The organism is Pseudomonas sp. nanlin1 (assembly GCF_045571515.1).
In the GTDB taxonomy this organism is placed as follows: domain Bacteria; phylum Pseudomonadota; class Gammaproteobacteria; order Pseudomonadales; family Pseudomonadaceae; genus Aquipseudomonas.
Genome location: NZ_CP124218.1, coordinates 937,462 through 952,050, shown reverse-complemented (window position 1 = coordinate 952,050; position 14,589 = coordinate 937,462). Strand labels below are relative to the sequence as shown.

15 protein-coding genes are annotated in these 14,589 nt (G+C 61.1%); 8 read left to right on the top strand and 7 right to left on the bottom strand.

Features of this window, described 5'->3' with window-relative positions:
• Window positions 1–32: 32 nt before the first annotated feature.
• Window positions 33–1,451 carry an MFS transporter gene (locus QCL65_RS04445; protein ID WP_407315083.1) on the top strand — a complete coding sequence of 473 codons (1,419 nt, stop codon included), beginning with the start codon at window positions 33–35 and terminating at the stop codon, window positions 1,449–1,451.
• A gap of 101 nt (window positions 1,452–1,552) precedes the next feature.
• A complete protein-coding gene (locus QCL65_RS04440; protein ID WP_407315082.1) occupies window positions 1,553–2,413 on the top strand; it encodes a shikimate dehydrogenase in 861 nt (286 codons plus the stop codon).
• A gap of 48 nt (window positions 2,414–2,461) precedes the next feature.
• Here the strand turns inward: QCL65_RS04440 and QCL65_RS04435 are convergent, their stop codons facing one another.
• A complete protein-coding gene (locus QCL65_RS04435) occupies window positions 2,462–3,046 on the bottom strand; it encodes a YajG family lipoprotein (protein WP_407315081.1) in 585 nt (194 codons plus the stop codon).
• 166 nt (window positions 3,047–3,212) lie between these two features.
• Here QCL65_RS04435 and QCL65_RS04430 point away from each other — a divergent pair, with 166 nt between their 5' ends.
• The gene (locus QCL65_RS04430) at window positions 3,213–3,446 is read left to right on the top strand and encodes a hypothetical protein (RefSeq protein WP_407315080.1); all 234 of its coding nucleotides are present in this window, start codon (window positions 3,213–3,215) and stop codon (window positions 3,444–3,446) included.
• Window positions 3,447–4,053: 607 nt separating this feature from the next.
• Window positions 4,054–5,571, top strand: a complete 1,518-nt coding sequence (gene mqo, locus QCL65_RS04425; RefSeq protein WP_407315079.1) for a malate dehydrogenase (quinone) — start codon at window positions 4,054–4,056, stop codon at window positions 5,569–5,571.
• Between the two features lie 85 nt (window positions 5,572–5,656).
• Here the strand turns inward: mqo and QCL65_RS04420 are convergent, their stop codons facing one another.
• The 4 genes from QCL65_RS04420 to QCL65_RS04405 form a co-directional block, all read right to left on the bottom strand.
• On the bottom strand, window positions 5,657–7,285 hold the full coding sequence (locus QCL65_RS04420; RefSeq protein WP_407315078.1) for a methyl-accepting chemotaxis protein: 1,629 nt from the start codon (window positions 7,283–7,285) through the stop codon (window positions 5,657–5,659).
• 168 nt (window positions 7,286–7,453) lie between these two features.
• Entirely contained in the window at window positions 7,454–7,741 is a 288-nt protein-coding gene (locus QCL65_RS04415) for a PA4642 family protein (RefSeq protein ID WP_407315077.1), read from the bottom strand.
• Between the two features lie 66 nt (window positions 7,742–7,807).
• On the bottom strand, window positions 7,808–8,278 hold the full coding sequence (locus QCL65_RS04410) for a hypothetical protein (protein WP_407315076.1): 471 nt from the start codon (window positions 8,276–8,278) through the stop codon (window positions 7,808–7,810).
• A gap of 86 nt (window positions 8,279–8,364) precedes the next feature.
• Complete coding sequence (locus tag QCL65_RS04405) at window positions 8,365–8,922, bottom strand: hypoxanthine-guanine phosphoribosyltransferase (RefSeq protein ID WP_407315075.1); 558 nt, start codon at window positions 8,920–8,922, stop codon at window positions 8,365–8,367.
• A 158-nt stretch (window positions 8,923–9,080) separates the two neighbouring features.
• Here QCL65_RS04405 and upp point away from each other — a divergent pair, with 158 nt between their 5' ends.
• Both upp and QCL65_RS04395 read left to right on the top strand, forming a co-directional pair.
• Complete coding sequence (gene upp, locus QCL65_RS04400; RefSeq protein ID WP_407315074.1) at window positions 9,081–9,719, top strand: uracil phosphoribosyltransferase; 639 nt, start codon at window positions 9,081–9,083, stop codon at window positions 9,717–9,719.
• A 2-nt stretch (window positions 9,720–9,721) separates the two neighbouring features.
• Window positions 9,722–10,984, top strand: a complete 1,263-nt coding sequence (locus QCL65_RS04395; RefSeq protein WP_407315073.1) for a uracil-xanthine permease family protein — start codon at window positions 9,722–9,724, stop codon at window positions 10,982–10,984.
• Window positions 10,985–11,024: 40 nt separating this feature from the next.
• Here the strand turns inward: QCL65_RS04395 and hemH are convergent, their stop codons facing one another.
• Window positions 11,025–12,050, bottom strand: a complete 1,026-nt coding sequence (hemH, locus tag QCL65_RS04390; RefSeq protein WP_407315072.1) for a ferrochelatase — start codon at window positions 12,048–12,050, stop codon at window positions 11,025–11,027.
• Between the two features lie 27 nt (window positions 12,051–12,077).
• Window positions 12,078–12,980 (bottom strand): TIGR01777 family oxidoreductase, encoded by a 903-nt coding sequence (locus tag QCL65_RS04385; RefSeq protein ID WP_407315071.1) that lies wholly within the window; start codon window positions 12,978–12,980, stop codon window positions 12,078–12,080.
• Between the two features lie 382 nt (window positions 12,981–13,362).
• On the opposite strand from QCL65_RS04385, the gene QCL65_RS04380 reads away from it, so the two are divergent.
• Window positions 13,363–14,349, top strand: coding sequence for an NAD(P)/FAD-dependent oxidoreductase (locus QCL65_RS04380; protein WP_407315070.1), 987 nt, complete (start codon window positions 13,363–13,365; stop codon window positions 14,347–14,349).
• A complete protein-coding gene (locus tag QCL65_RS04375) occupies window positions 14,346–14,573 on the top strand; it encodes a TIGR02450 family Trp-rich protein (protein ID WP_407315069.1) in 228 nt (75 codons plus the stop codon). Before QCL65_RS04380 ends, QCL65_RS04375 begins: the two co-directional genes overlap by 4 nt.
• Window positions 14,574–14,589: the final 16 nt, after the last annotated feature.

The following is a 14,589-nucleotide window of genomic DNA, read 5'->3' as shown; positions in this document are numbered from 1 at the left end:
GAAGGCACACGCCCGCGCCCTGGAGATTCGCTTTGACCGCCGCCACCTTGCCCGCCGCCCGCTCGCGCTACATCGCGTTGCTGGTGGCAGGCGCCTTCTTCATGGAAAACCTCGACGCCACGGTCATCGTGACCGCCCTGCCCGACATGGCGCGCTCGTTCAATGCCGCGGCGGTCGACGTGAATATCGGCATCACGGCGTATGTGCTGACACTCGCAGTATTTATTCCAGCCAGTGGCTGGGTCGCCGAACGCTGGGGGCATCGCCGGGTGTTCATGGCCGCGCTGGCGGTGTTTATTCTGGCTTCAATTCTGTGTGGCATCTCGCAGACACTCTGGCAGTTTGTGGCGGCTCGCGTACTCCAAGGCATCGGCGGCGCCATGATGGTGCCGGTGGGGCGCCTGGTGGTGCTGCGTAATACGGAAAAATCCGACCTGCTCAAAGCCATCGCGCTGATCACTTGGCCTGGCCTGGTGGCGCCCGTGCTGGGCCCGCCGCTAGGAGGGTTTGTCACCACCTATGCCTCTTGGCATTGGATATTCCTGCTCAACGTGCCCTTAGGTCTGCTGGCCCTGGCTTTTGCCTGGAAGCTGATGCCCGAGCGCGCGGCCGAGCAAGCGCCAGGGGCTTTTGACCGTCGAGGCTTCGTGCTCAGTGCCCTGGCGTGTGGGGGGTTGCTCTACGGCCTTGAACACCTCGGCCAAGCGCCACGCGAATGGCCGGCCTACCTGTTGCTTGCGGCCAGCGCCGGGCTGGTCCTGCTACTGGCGCGGCACTTGCGCCGCCACCCCGCGCCCCTGCTGAGGCTCGATGCGCTGAACATCCCGACCTACGCGGTTACGTTCAAGGGCGGCTCACTGTTTAGGGCCATGGTCAGCGCCCACCCCTTCTTGCTGCCATTGATGTTCCAGTTGGGGTTTGGCTACGACGCGGTCACGGCGGGGTTGATGGTGCTCACGCTGTTCGCCGGCAACATCGGCATGAAACCCATGACCGGCTGGGTGCTGCGCCGCTATGGTTTTCGCAATACCTTGATTGGCAGCGGCTCGGTGCTGACCCTCTGCACCTTCGCTTGCGCCACCATGACACCCGACACGCCCTGGGCCGTGCTTCTACCGGTGTTGCTGGTGTCCGGCATGGCCCGCTCGATGGGCTTTACCGCCTACAGCAGCCTGGCCTTCGCCGACATGCCTAAACCCTTGATGGCCTCGGCCAACACGCTGTTCAGCATGACCCAACAGTTGGCGTTCGGCCTGGGCATTGCGCTGGCGGTGATCTTTTTGCGCGCCAGCGAGGCACTGCTGGGCGCTGCCGCCAACGACCTGGCTGCCTACCACGTGGCCTTTGCCCTGGTGGGCGTATTGACCCTGGCGTCGATGCTAGACCTGCGCCGCCTACCCCGCGAAGCGGGCGCGCACGTCTCGGGCCATATCTTGCCCAAAGCCCCCTGAGCGGCCATCTGACGAAAACCATTTGACCAAATTAACCGGTTGGTACAATTTATTAGGCATGAGCCCCGTGGCTTCATTCCAACAATAACAAGGTGATTTCCATGCTCCAGCAATCCCACCCCAGCATCCTGGCCGGCCTGATCGGCGCGGGCATTCAGGCCTCACGTACGCCGGCACTGCATGAGCATGAGGGTGCCGCCCAAGGCCTCGGCTACCTGTATCGGTTGATCGACCTGGACAAACTGCAACTCGACAACGCCGCTCTGCCCGAGCTACTGACCGCCGCCGAACGCATGAGCTTCACCGGGCTGAACATTACTTTTCCGAGCAAACAGGCAATCATCCCGCTACTCGATGAGCTGTCGGCCGAAGCCCGTGGCATCGGCGCGGTCAATACCGTGGTCCTCAAAGACGGCAAACGCGTGGGCCACAACACCGACTGCCTGGGGTTCGCCGAAGGCTTTCGCCGTGGCATGGCCGACGTACCGCGCGCGCGGGTCGTGCAAATGGGGGCCGGGGGTGCGGGGGCGGCAGTGGCCCACGCGCTACTGATCGAAGGCGTGCAGCAACTGAGTATTTTCGACGTCGACGCCAGCCGCGCCCAGGCCCTGGCCGATAACCTCAACCAGCATTTCCCGGGTGACCGGGCCAAGGTCGGCAGCGACCTCCCGAGCGCCATGGCCGAGGCGGACGGCCTGGTCAACACCACCCCCATGGGCATGGCCAAGCTGCCGGGCATGCCGGTGCCGCTGGAATTGCTCCGGCCGGCTTTATGGGTGGCTGAGATTGTCTACTTCCCGTTGGAAACCGAACTGCTGCGTAACGCTCGCGCACTCGGCTGCCAAACGCTGGACGGCGGCATCATGGCCGTGTTCCAGGCGGTTAAAGCGTTCGAATTATTCAGCGGCGTGGAGGCGGACGCTCAACGCATGATGGCGCATTTTGCCGAGATGACAGCCTGATAGCGGGCGGAAGTTCAGGGGGCAGCGCAAGGCCGCCCCCTTTGCCCATTACTGATTCAGGGTCTGGCCGATGGTGGCGTCTTTGAAGACCCGAGTCAGCGCGTCACTGAGCACATCGCTGACCAATTTGGTGTTGGTTTCCTGGTTCGGCGCCATGCCGAAGCGCTGATCCAGGGAAGCGCCGTAGCGGCCGGTGTAACGCTGGCTGGCGTTCGCGACGTCGGCGCGGAAGTTGGCGCTGATGGTCGCCTGAGTCACGTACATCTTGTCCTTGGGCGACTGGTACTTCAGGTCGGCCAGGGTGATGGTCAACTGCGGGGCGTTGAACGCATTGGCGGTTGGCGTAAAGCCAAGCAAACGCACGGCGGCTTCAGCCTGAGCCTGCAGCTTGGGCACGATATCATTGGCGGCGACGCTAACGCCGCTGGTCTCAGGGTATAGGCCACCACGGGTGCCCAAGGTCGGCGATGGGCGCCCATCGACCACCCGCACCACCACCGGCTGGCCACGCCCCACGGCGGCCAGTTGCGAGGTCAGCTTAGGTTGCGGGCTGAGTTGTTGCGGGCTATTGGCGCAGCCGGCCAGGGCCAGGCCAGTCACAGCGATCATAGCGAACACCAAGCGTTGCAGCATGCTCATCATCTCCAGGAAATAGGCATCAGTGGCCAGCAGTATAGCGGGCCGGGGCCGCGCCGAACCAGTTCAGCTTTGACTGGGGCAAGCCCGGGCGGTTCCTGTCATGCCCTTGTAACGCTTTCCACGCACACTGCCTACATACCTTCTGCAGAGTTCACTCGCCATGCCCCCACTGCTGCGCTGGCTTTTCAAACCCAGCCCCCTGCGCACCTTCGCCCACCTAGATGCCAATGGCCATTGCCAGGCCTTCAAGCAATGCGCGCAGCCGCCGGCCGCACCGGGTTGGGTAGAAGTCAGCGAAATGCGCTTGGGCTGGCTGGGCCATAGCCTGCCTGCCAATGCCCGGGTTAGCCAGCCTGCGCGCGAATGTCGCAGGGCACACGCACTGTCCGCATAAATGCAAGGCCAACAAAAGTCCATTAATTAAGATCAATTCCTCTCGTTTCATCGCTATACTCACCCCCCGATTATAAGGACGTCTCCTGATCGGGCCTCGCATCGCCGTCAGTGCGCTGTACTGACCCCCGCATTGCCCACAGAGAGCCGCCCACACAGAGCCTGTGAAGTCGCGGTGCCTCGCTGTTGCCGGCACATTACCGCTTCGCTGAATCTGACCGCGCTGCCGGTGTCTCACTGGTAGAGCCTTTGAGGTTTACGACTCCAAAAGAGCGTGAAAAACGGGTTTTCACTACTTCACAAGAGTGTGGCGAGCAAATGAACAGTTCCGTAGCGAAACAGGCACCATCGACCTGCAAAGAATTCTTCACGCCTCGATATCTGAGCGTATGTACACGGGCGGCTAGCTCGGTTTGACACCGGGAAGTGGGCGTATTGACCATGGTCGAATGGCCAGGCAGGCAGAAAAGTGAGTTGATGCCTGTTATCTCAAGCCGCCCGCTGCCGCAACACATAGCGAAGCGTCGGACATAGTGATCCCCAGCCTGCACAACGTACTGGGTTCTATGCTGTCAATTGGATGCTGAAGATTTTGGAGACGCGTTAACATGGCGCAAAACGAAGCAGTCGACGTAGTACTGGTAGGCGCAGGCATCATGAGTGCCACCCTGGCCGTACTGCTCAAAGAGCTCGATCCAGCGATCCGCGTGGAAGTGGTCGAGCTCATGGATTCGGGGGCCGCAGAAAGCTCCAACCCGTGGAATAACGCGGGCACCGGCCATGCCGGGCTGTGCGAACTGAACTACACCCCCCAGGCAGCCGATGGCTCCATCGATATTCAGAAAGCTGTGCATATCAATGCGCAGTTCGAGGTATCCAAGCAGTTCTGGGCGTACCTGAGCCAAAAAGGCACCTTCGGTTCGTCGCGCTCGTTCATCTGCCCTGTGCCGCACTTGAGCTACGTCGAGGGCGACAAAGGCATAGCCTTCCTGAAAAAACGCTACGAAGCACTCAAGCATCATCACGCCTTCGCCGACATGCAATACACCGAAGACAAAGCCGTGATGAACGAGTGGATGCCCCTGATGATGCCTGGCCGGCCAGCAGATCAACGGCTGGCGGCTACTCGCATCATGGGCGGTACCGACGTCAACTTCGGCGCCTTGACCAACAAACTGCTCGCCCACTTGAGCAGCGCCCCTGACGTTCAAGTCAAATACCGTAACAAGGTGACTGGCCTGGCTCGCAAGGGCAGCGGCTGGTCGGTGACGATCAAAGACGTCGACAGCGGCCACAGCCGTGAAATCGACTCACGTTTCGTCTTCCTCGGCGCTGGCGGTGCCGCCCTGCCCTTGTTGCAGTTGTCGGGTATCGAAGAAGGTAAAGGCTTCGGCGGCTTCCCGGTCAGTGGCCAGTGGCTGCGTTGCGACAACCCAGAGATCGTCAAGCAGCACCAAGCCAAGGTTTATAGCCAGGCGGCCGTGGGTTCGCCGCCCATGTCGGTGCCGCACTTGGACACCCGTGTGGTCGATGGCAAGAAGTCTTTGCTGTTCGGGCCCTACGCCGGCTTTACCACTAAGTTTCTCAAGCATGGTTCGTTCCTGGATCTTCCGCTGTCGGTACGCGCGGCCAACATTGGCCCAATGCTGGCGGTGGCCCGTGACAACATGGACCTCACCAAGTACCTGATGAGCGAAGTGCGCCAATCCATGGAGCAACGCCTGGAATCGCTGCGGCGTTTCTACCCAGGGGCGAAGGCTGAGGACTGGCGTTTAGAGATTGCAGGCCAGCGCGTGCAAATCATCAAGAAAGACCCAAAGAAAGGCGGCGTGCTGCAATTCGGTACCGAGCTGGTGGCGTCCCGCGATGGTTCGTTGGCCGCTCTGCTGGGTGCCTCTCCGGGGGCATCGGTCACCGTATCGATCATGCTCGAACTGCTCGAACGCTGCTTCCCCGAGCGCTACCGTAGCGAAGCCTGGACAGCAAAACTGGCAGAGATCTTCCCTGCGCGGGAAAAAGCGCTAGAGACCGATGCCGAGCTATACCATCGCGTGCGCACCAAGAGCGATGAAGGGCTGGAACTGGTCGAGCAGCACAGCGAGGCTACGCGCTTCGAGCCGGTTTAATCGTTGAAGAGATCGGGGGCAAGCCCCCTCCTACGTCACGCACAATCGTAGGAGGGGGTTTGCCCCCGAGCTTCTAACGTTCCCGTCAAACCTTAAACCGTTTCACCAAATGGTTCAGGTCCACCGCCAACTTCGACAATTCACCGCTGGCCACCGACGTCTGATGCGAGCCCGCTGCCGACTGTGTGGACAAGTCGCGAATGCTCACCAGGCTGCGATCGACCTGCCTGGCCACTTGAGATTGCTCTTCTGCAGCCGTAGCGATCTGTACGTTGCGGTCGTTGATATGCCCAATCGACTCAGTAATTTCGAGCAGGGCCAGGCCTGCCGATTGTGCCAGGGCCAGTGTCTTGCCCGCTTGTTGACTGGTCTGATCCATAGAGGTCACCGCTTCGTTAGAACCGGTCTGGATGGTTGAGATCATCTGCTCGATCTCGCTGGTCGACTGCTGAGTGCGATGGGCCAACGCCCGTACTTCGTCCGCTACCACCGCGAAACCACGGCCTGCCTCACCAGCACGGGCCGCTTCGATGGCCGCGTTCAGCGCCAATAAGTTGGTCTGCTGGGCGATCGCGCGGATCACGTCGAGCACCTTGCTGATATCGGTGGCCATACCAGCCAAGCCGCGCACGCTGGTGGAGGTAGACTCCACATTGCTGACCATCAGGTTGATCGCGCTGACCGTTTCATCCACCTTGCCACGCCCGGCCATTGCCGTTTTGCTGGTTTGTGCAGCGGCGGTCGACGCCCCTGCGGCATTACTGGCCACCTCATCGACCGCCGAACTCATCTCGTTGACGGCCGTAGCGGCCATTTCAATTTCGTCGTTCTGCCGCAGCAGACCTTTAGAAGCGTCCTCGGTCACGGCGTGCATTTCTTCCGAGGTGGCCGCCAGTTGAGTGGAAGAGTCGCTGATCTGGATGATGGTACTGCGCAGGTTGCTTTGCATCGTGGCCAAAGCACCAATCAAACGGCCCATCTCATCACCGGCATCAGGCTTGACGTCGTGGCTGAAGTCGTTGGCGGCAATACGCTCGGCAATCGTGAGGGAGTGACGCATGGGGGCCATCACACTGTTTGTGTACAGCCACGCCACCAGCAGGGTCGCGAGCAGCGCGATAGCCACGAACACCACAACCAGGGTGAGCGTCTGACTGTAGGCCAGATCAGCGTCTTCGCCAGCGGCTTTGGCCTTGGCGTCATTGATCTCTTTGAGTTTCTGGATATTGGCAGCCACCTGCGTGGACGCCGCCCTGACACTCTGGTCCGAGTACGCCATGGCAGCAGGAAAATCCTTGGCCACGATCAATGCTACGTACTTGGCCTGCACCACATCGAAAGCACTGACCGCTTCTTTCATCGCATCGAATGCCACTCGCCCCTGCGGGGTCACAATCAACCCGGACAGCTCATCGAGGTTCTGCTTGATCAGGGCTTGGGATTTGCGCGCGTCTTCTTCACTCTGAGCCCTGATGGCGTCACTTTCGCTGGCGTTGCGCAACTTGCTATTGCTGTTACGCACGCTGACAAACTCCCGATCCAACACCCCCAGCACCTTGAAACTGGGAACGATATTGGTCTCGACTTTTTTCTCAGCCTCATTCAGCACCGACGCTTGCCGTACGGCAAAAGCGCCCAATGCGACGATCAAGGCACAAAAAAAACCGAAGCATAGGGCAGAACGGGGCGCAAGGTTGAGTTTACGTAAGCTCATGATGGCGAATCTCAGGAGGAATTATGGCATCTACTGAGATCGCTATCGGCTCCGCGCCTGAACGCGTGATGTGGGCACTTTAATAGACGGACGAAAGGTCTTTTTCCAGCCCCCACCGGATCCGGATCACCCTGGGGTGCATTGTTCAGGCTAGCCAGGGCGGGTATATCAGACGCGAGCTTTCTCGATGAGCTCAATGTACTCAGGCGCATTACGCTGATCGCGGACTAGGGCAACGAAGTCGTTGCCTTGCTCGTCACGACCGTCGAGGTCGTAGCCGGCCTCCTTGAAGAAAACCAGGAAGCGCTCGAAATCGTCCACGCGCAGGCCGCGGTAGGCTTTGATCAACTTGTGCAGCGACGGCGAGGTGGCGTCTACCGGTTCGAAGTCCAGAAACAATTTGATCTGGGCGTCGCCGATCTCGTCACCAATCAACTGTTTTTTATCTTTACGCATGGCGGTTTCCAACTGGCAATGGCGATATCACGGGGCGGGCAGTTTACCCCTGGCAAGGCGCCGGGCTCAACGCGCGCGTACAGCACCGGTGTGTAGGTCAGCCCAGACATGCCCATTGGCGTAGGTCAGAAACTGCACGTATACCGTGTCATTGCGCAGTAGGTCGAGGATCACTCGGTACTGCACCAGCGGGTAATTGAGGGTCAACGTCTTGCTGGCCGCGTCGTAAACGGGCTTTTTCAGGCTTTTGCTTTCGGCATCGAAGGTGATGAACACCTGGTTCAAGGTAGCCCCCTTGTTCAGCGGCTTGCCTTTGAGTAACAACGATAACGGTGCGGTAACCGGGATCGGCTGCTGGTTGGAGAGCCGCTGGTTGCCCATGACCGCGGTAAACTCGGTCACCTGCAACAGTTGTTGCTGCTCAGGCGCCGCCTCGCGCAGCGCCGCCTCATCGGGCGGCAGGAACTGCCCATGCATCGGCGCGGCGGCCAACGGCAGGCTAAGCACAAGGGCGAGGGCAGTAACGGGAAGGCGCATGGCAGGCTCCGAAATAGGCAGGCGAGCACTCTCCGGCAACCCAGGGGAACAGTCAACCGCGCGAACGGCTGGCCTGCCCGCAGATATTACAAACCTTTGACGGCGTAGATGCCTGCAGCATTGCGCCAGTAACCCTTGTAGTCCATACCGTAGCCAAAGATGTAGCGGTCGACGCAGGGCAAGCCAACGAAATCGGCCTTGAGGTCTGGGCTGGCTTTACGATCGTGTTCTTTATCGATCAACACAGCGGTGTGCACCGCACTGGCGCCAGCATGCTTGCAGAAATCGATGATCGCGCTGAGGGTGTGCCCTTCATCGAGGATATCGTCGATGATCAACACATCGCGGTCGATAAAGGATATTTCCGGCTTGGCTTTCCAGAACAGGTCGCCACCGCGGGTTTCGTTACGGTAGCGGGTGGCGTGCAGGTAGGACGCTTCCAAAGGGAAGTTCAGGTGCGTCAGCAGTTTGCCGGCGAAAATCAGCCCGCCATTCATGACACAAAACACCACCGGGTTACGCTCGGCCAGTTGCGCATTGATCTGCTCGCCCACACGCGCAATGGCCGCCTCGACGGTCGCTTCGAGGTAAAGGCAGTCAGCCTCTCGCATGACTTGACGGATGTGCTCGAGATCAGCGGACATAGCGCGCTCCAATAGGGGTGGTTGCAGAAAAGCCGGCAAAGGTACGCACCCGCCGGGAACAGATCAAGCATTTTGGACTACCGTGCAGTCTGTCTATAGGACAGCCACCACGAATAGATTAATCTAGCCCCGTTTTTTTGCCCGCCGGAGTTATCCCCATGCCCATCCGTGAGATCCGCCACCCGCTGATCCGCCACAAGCTCGGCCTTATGCGCCGCGCCGACATCAGCACCAAGAACTTCCGCGAGCTCGCTCAGGAAGTGGGCGCCCTGCTGACCTACGAAGCGACCAAAGACCTGCCCCTGGAAAGCTACGACATCCAAGGCTGGGCCGGTACGGTTCAAGTGGAAAAAATCGCCGGCAAGAAAATCACCGTCGTGCCCATCCTGCGTGCGGGTATCGGCATGCTCGAAGGCGTGCTCAGCCTGATCCCCGGGGCCAAAGTGAGCGCCGTGGGTGTGGCCCGCAACGAGGAAACCCTCAAGGCCCACACCTACCTGGAAAAGCTCGCCTCGGAAATCGACGAGCGCCTGGCGATGATCATTGACCCCATGCTGGCCACCGGTGGCTCAATGGTAGCGACCATCGACCTGCTGAAAAAAGCCGGCTGTAAAGACATCCGCGCCATGGTACTGGTGGCAGCGCCCGAAGGCATCGCTGTGGTCGAAAAAGCCCACCCGGACGTGCAGATCTACACCGCGTCCATCGACCAGCGCCTGAACGAACAGGGTTACATCATTCCGGGCCTGGGCGATGCCGGGGACAAGATCTTCGGCACCAAGCAAAAGGACGCCTGAGCATGCAGGACGACTTCAACGAGCCGCTCTGGCGCCAGGTATTGTCCGGTGCGCAGATGCTGTTCGTGGCGTTCGGCGCACTGGTCTTGATGCCGCTGATCACAGGGCTGGACCCTAATGTCGCGTTGTTTACCGCAGGCCTCGGGACTCTCCTGTTCCAACTGGTGACCGGCCGCCAGGTGCCGGTGTTCCTGGCTTCCAGCTTTGCCTTTATTACCCCGATCATCCTCGCCAAGGGCCAGTTCGGCCTGGCCGAGACCATGGGCGGGGTAATGGCGGCCGGTTTTGTCTATACCTTCCTGGGGCTGGCGGTAAAGATCAAAGGCAGCGGCTTTATCGACCGCCTTCTGCCGCCGGTGGTGATCGGCCCGGTGATCATTTCCATCGGCTTGGCCATGGCCCCCATCGCGGCGAACATGGCCATGGGCAAAGCCGCTGACGGCAGTGAGTTGATCCACTACGCCACCGCCATGTGGATCTCCATGCCCGCCTTGCTGACCACGTTAGTCGTAGCGGTCTATGGTCGGGGGATTTTCCGCCTGGTGCCGATCATCGCCGGTGTGCTGGTGGGGTTTGCCCTGGCGTTCGCTTTTGGCGTAGTCGACACCGCCAAGATCGCCGCCGCGCCGTGGCTGGCCCTGCCCCACTTCACCGCGCCAGCGTTCAACTGGCAGGCGATTTTGTTCATCGTACCGGTGGCACTGGCGCCGGCCATCGAACACATTGGCGGGGTGATCGCCGTGGGCGGCGTCACCGGTCGTGACTACCTGAAAAAACCAGGCCTGCACCGTACCTTGCTGGGCGACGGCATCGCCACCACGGCCGCCGGCCTGTTCGGTGGCCCACCCAATACCACCTACGCCGAGGTGACCGGTGCGGTGATGCTGACCAAAAACTACAACCCGAAGATCATGACCTGGGCGGCGATATTCGCCATCAGCCTGGCTTTTATCGGCAAGTTCGGTGCGCTGCTGCAGAGCATACCGGTGCCAGTCATGGGCGGGATTCTCTGCCTGTTGTTTGGCTCGATCGCGGCAGTGGGCATGAACACGCTGATTCGCCACAAGATTGACCTGGGCGAAGCGCGCAATCTGGTGATCGTTTCGGTGACCCTGGTGTTTGGCATTGGCGGAGTACTGATCGGCACCGGTACCGGCCCAGATGATTTCGGCCTCAAAGGCATCGCCCTGTGTGCCGTGGTAGCGATTGCCTTGAACCTGTTGTTGCCAGGGCATGGCGACTGGAAGAAAAACCTCCAGGAATAAACCCGCAAGCCCCGTCCTGGGGCTTGCTCAGGCGCCGGTGTCAGGCCAGGGCTGGCGCACGCTCGCACAAGGTATTGAGCGCCTGTGCCCAATGGGCATCGTCGTTCAGGCATGGCACCAGCACCAGCTCCTCGCCCCCCGCAGCGCAAAACTGCTCGCGGCCGCGGTCGCCGATCTCTTCCAGGGTTTCGATGCAGTCGGCGACGAACGCGGGGCACATCACCAGCAGTTTTTTCACCCCCTGTTGAGCCAGGGCGTCCAGCGTGGCCTCGGTGTAGGGTTCGATCCACTTGGCTTTGCCCAGGCGCGACTGGAACGACACCGACCACTGCCCTTCGGCCAACCCCATCTGCTTGGCGAACGCTTCAGCGCTGCGCAAGCATTGGGCGCGGTAACACACCGCGAGGACTTCTGGCGGTGCCGTACGGCAGCAGTCGGCGTTCTGCAAGCAATGCTGGCCGGTGGGGTCTAGCTTGGTCAAATGGCGCTCAGGCAAACCATGGAAGCTCAACAGCAGATGGTCGAAGCCTTGCTGCAGATGCGGCGCGCTGCTGGCCACCAGCGCCTCGATGTATTCGGGTTGGTCGTAGAAGGGCTGCACCAGGGAGAACTCGACATCGAGCTTGCGGGTGCGCACGACCCGGCGAGCTTCTTCGACAACCGTGGTCACCGTACTGTCGGCGAACTGCGGATACAGCGGGGCCAAGGTCACGCGCCGTATCCCCTGGGCGGTGAGGCGTTGCAAAACGGTGTCGAGGGAGGGCTCGCCGTAACGCATCGCCAGCTCCACCGGGCCCTGCGTCCATTCGCGGGTCATGGCCTGCTGCAAGCGCCGGCTAAGCACCACCAACGGCGAGCCTTCGTCCCACCAGATGGAAGCGTAGGCATGGGCTGACTGTTCGGGCCGCTTGATCAGGATCAAGCCCACCAGCAACCGGCGCACGGGCCAGGGCAAGTCAATGACGTAGGGGTCCATCAAAAACTGGTTGAGGTAGCGGCGCACGTCGGCCACCGAAGTGGAGGCCGGTGAGCCGAGGTTGACCAGCAGCAAAGCATGATCGTTCATGCACAGTCCTATTAGCGAAACCAGTGTTTACAAACGGCTGGATAATTCATCCAAGGCCATTTGCAGATCGGTGTAGCGAAATACAAAGCCTGCTTCGCTCAGGCGCACCGGGCGCGCGCGCTGGCCGCCGAGCAAGAGCCCGGACAACTCGCCGAGCCCTGTGCGCAAGACAAACGCCGGCAGCGGCATCACCGCCGGGCGGTGCAGGGTTTTGCCCAGGCGCCGGGCAAATTCACGGTTACGGACCACCCCAGGCGCGCAGGCATTATAGGGGCCGCCGGCTTCGGTATGGTGCAAGAGAAAATTGATCAGGGCGATTTGATCTGCCACATGAATCCACGGCATCCATTGCCGCCCGTCGCCGATCGGGCCACCCAGGCCAAGCTTGAAGGGCAGCAGCAGGCGTTTGAGGAAACCGCCTTCGCTGGACAGCACCAGCCCGGTGCGTACCAGTACGACGCGCATGCCCATAGCCTCGGCGCGCTGGGCGGTTTCTTCCCAGGCGATGCACAAGCGGCTGGCGAAATCTTCTTTGACCGGCGGCGAGGTTTCGTTCAGCTCACGTTCGCCACCATCGCCGTACCAACCCACTGCCGAACCCGAGATAAATACCGCAGGCTTTTGCGTGCGGCCTTGCAACCACGTTAGCAACTGCTCGGTCAGGCCGATGCGGCTGGCCCACAACAGGGCGCGGCGCTTGCCAGTCCAAGGCCGATCCGCGATAGGCGCCCCGGCCAGGTTGACCACGGCGTCCAGGGGTTCGTCACCCAACTCTTCAAGCCGGGCAATGCCCTTGACCCCGGCGCCGCACAAACGCGAAACGTCGGCCGGCCGTCGGCTCCAAACCGTCAAACGGTGGCCCTGGGTGAGCCATAGTTTGCAGAGCTCGCGCCCGATCAAACCGGTACCGCCGGTCAGCAATATGTGCATGACTCGTTCCTCGTGTGGCGTTGGCAGTGATTGGCTAGTCTTACCTAGTACAGCAAGGGGTTTCTTTAGGTTCTGTACGTAAAGTGCCTGCGCGTCGACCATGCTGCGTTAAAAACAGGCTCGGAATGCTCATTGACAACCAGTCAACTCCGCTTCCTCGCCCGTTTTTGCCTTGCCTGATCGCCGCTCGGCGACTTTACGTACAGAACCTAGGCCCCCTTATACATAGATCATAGGACAACCTGGCGTGGCGCAACGCCCAAGTTATACGAAAAGTGTACATTGTACAGGTTTGTTCTAGAGCGTAGTCTGTGAACAGCGGGCCGTGAGTGTGCATCGCAGGTGTGATCCGCATGCTTCGGCCAGACGTAACGAGGCCACTATGACAGTACCTATCGCTATTATCGGTACCGGTATCGCCGGACTCTCCGCAGCCCAGGCGCTGCACCAGGCTGGCCATGCGGTCCAGCTTTTCGACAAGGCACGCGGCCCTGGCGGGCGTGTGTCGAGCAAACGCAGCGAAGCCGGCGCCCTCGACCTCGGCGCGCAATACTTCACCGCCCGTGACCGCCGCTTCGTGTCCCAAGTGCAGCAATGGAAAGAGGCCGGCCACGTCGCCGAATGGAAACCGGCCCTGTACAACTGCAAAGGCGGGCAACTTAGCCCTTCGCCCGACGAACAGACCCGCTGGGTCGGTACGCCGCGCATGGGCGCAATCGCCAGGGCCATGCTCGATGAGCTGCCCAGCACCTTTAGTTGCCGCATCACCGAGGTGTTCCACGGCGCCAGCCTTTGGCATTTACTCGACGCCGAAGGCAACCAACACGGCCCCTTTAGCCACGTGGTCATTGCCGTACCACCGGCCCAGGCCACGGCGCTGCTGGCCACCGCGCCGAAACTTGCCGCCGTCACCGCCGGGGTGCAGATGGAGCCCACCTGGGCGGTCGCGTTGGCCTTCGACGAGGCCTTGAACACCGCGATGCAGGGCTGCTTCGTGCAAGACAGCGCGCTTGACTGGGTGGCCCGCAACCGCAGTAAGCCAGGGCGTGATGATGCCCGCGATACCTGGGTACTGCACGCCACCAGCGCCTGGAGCAAAGAACACCTGGACCTGCCCAAGGAGGCCGTAATCGACCACCTGCACGGCGCCTTCGCCGAGATCCTCGACTGCGCCATGCCGGCACCCTCGTTCAGCCAGGCCCACCGCTGGCTCTACGCCCGCCCCGCCGGTGGCCGCGATCTCGGCGCGCTGGCCGATGCCCACCTGGGGCTGTATGCATGTGGCGACTGGTGCATGTCAGGGCGGGTTGAAGGCGCTTGGCTAAGCGGCCACGATGCCGCTCGGCGCTTATTGGAGCACTTGCAGTGAGCGCCGCCGGTCATCGCCTCAACCCGCGCAAGCTGTTGCTGTCGAAATGGACGGCAACCCGGCCGCTCAATCGGGAAAAACACTTCCTGGTGACCCAACTCGTCACCGACGAAGACGGCACGGTCCTTGAGGTCGAGCTGCAAGCGGTGCTCAACCAGCGCGTGCAGCGCCTGCCCTGGCAAGCCCTGCGCGACGCCGACAGTTGGTTGATGGGCTGGAAGTAAATCGCAAAGCTGTACA

Excerpts from the sequence above, each read along its gene's own strand:
- QCL65_RS04395 (WP_407315073.1), top strand. The coding sequence starts at position 9,722 with ATGCAGGACGACTTCAACGAGCCGCTCTGGCGCCAGGTATTGTCCGGT.
- QCL65_RS04435 (WP_407315081.1), bottom strand. The coding sequence starts at position 3,046 with ATGCTGCAACGCTTGGTGTTCGCTATGATCGCTGTGACTGGCCTGGCC.
- hemH (WP_407315072.1), bottom strand. The coding sequence starts at position 12,050 with ATGAACGATCATGCTTTGCTGCTGGTCAACCTCGGCTCACCGGCCTCC.
- mqo (WP_407315079.1), top strand. The coding sequence starts at position 4,054 with ATGGCGCAAAACGAAGCAGTCGACGTAGTACTGGTAGGCGCAGGCATC.
- QCL65_RS04415 (WP_407315077.1), bottom strand. The coding sequence starts at position 7,741 with ATGCGTAAAGATAAAAAACAGTTGATTGGTGACGAGATCGGCGACGCC.
- QCL65_RS04440 (WP_407315082.1), top strand. The coding sequence starts at position 1,553 with ATGCTCCAGCAATCCCACCCCAGCATCCTGGCCGGCCTGATCGGCGCG.
- upp (WP_407315074.1), top strand. The coding sequence starts at position 9,081 with ATGCCCATCCGTGAGATCCGCCACCCGCTGATCCGCCACAAGCTCGGC.
- QCL65_RS04380 (WP_407315070.1), top strand. The coding sequence starts at position 13,363 with ATGACAGTACCTATCGCTATTATCGGTACCGGTATCGCCGGACTCTCC.
- QCL65_RS04385 (WP_407315071.1), bottom strand. The coding sequence starts at position 12,980 with ATGCACATATTGCTGACCGGCGGTACCGGTTTGATCGGGCGCGAGCTC.
- QCL65_RS04430 (WP_407315080.1), top strand. The coding sequence starts at position 3,213 with ATGCCCCCACTGCTGCGCTGGCTTTTCAAACCCAGCCCCCTGCGCACC.
- QCL65_RS04405 (WP_407315075.1), bottom strand. The coding sequence starts at position 8,922 with ATGTCCGCTGATCTCGAGCACATCCGTCAAGTCATGCGAGAGGCTGAC.
- QCL65_RS04420 (WP_407315078.1), bottom strand. The coding sequence starts at position 7,285 with ATGAGCTTACGTAAACTCAACCTTGCGCCCCGTTCTGCCCTATGCTTC.
- QCL65_RS04410 (WP_407315076.1), bottom strand. The coding sequence starts at position 8,278 with ATGCGCCTTCCCGTTACTGCCCTCGCCCTTGTGCTTAGCCTGCCGTTG.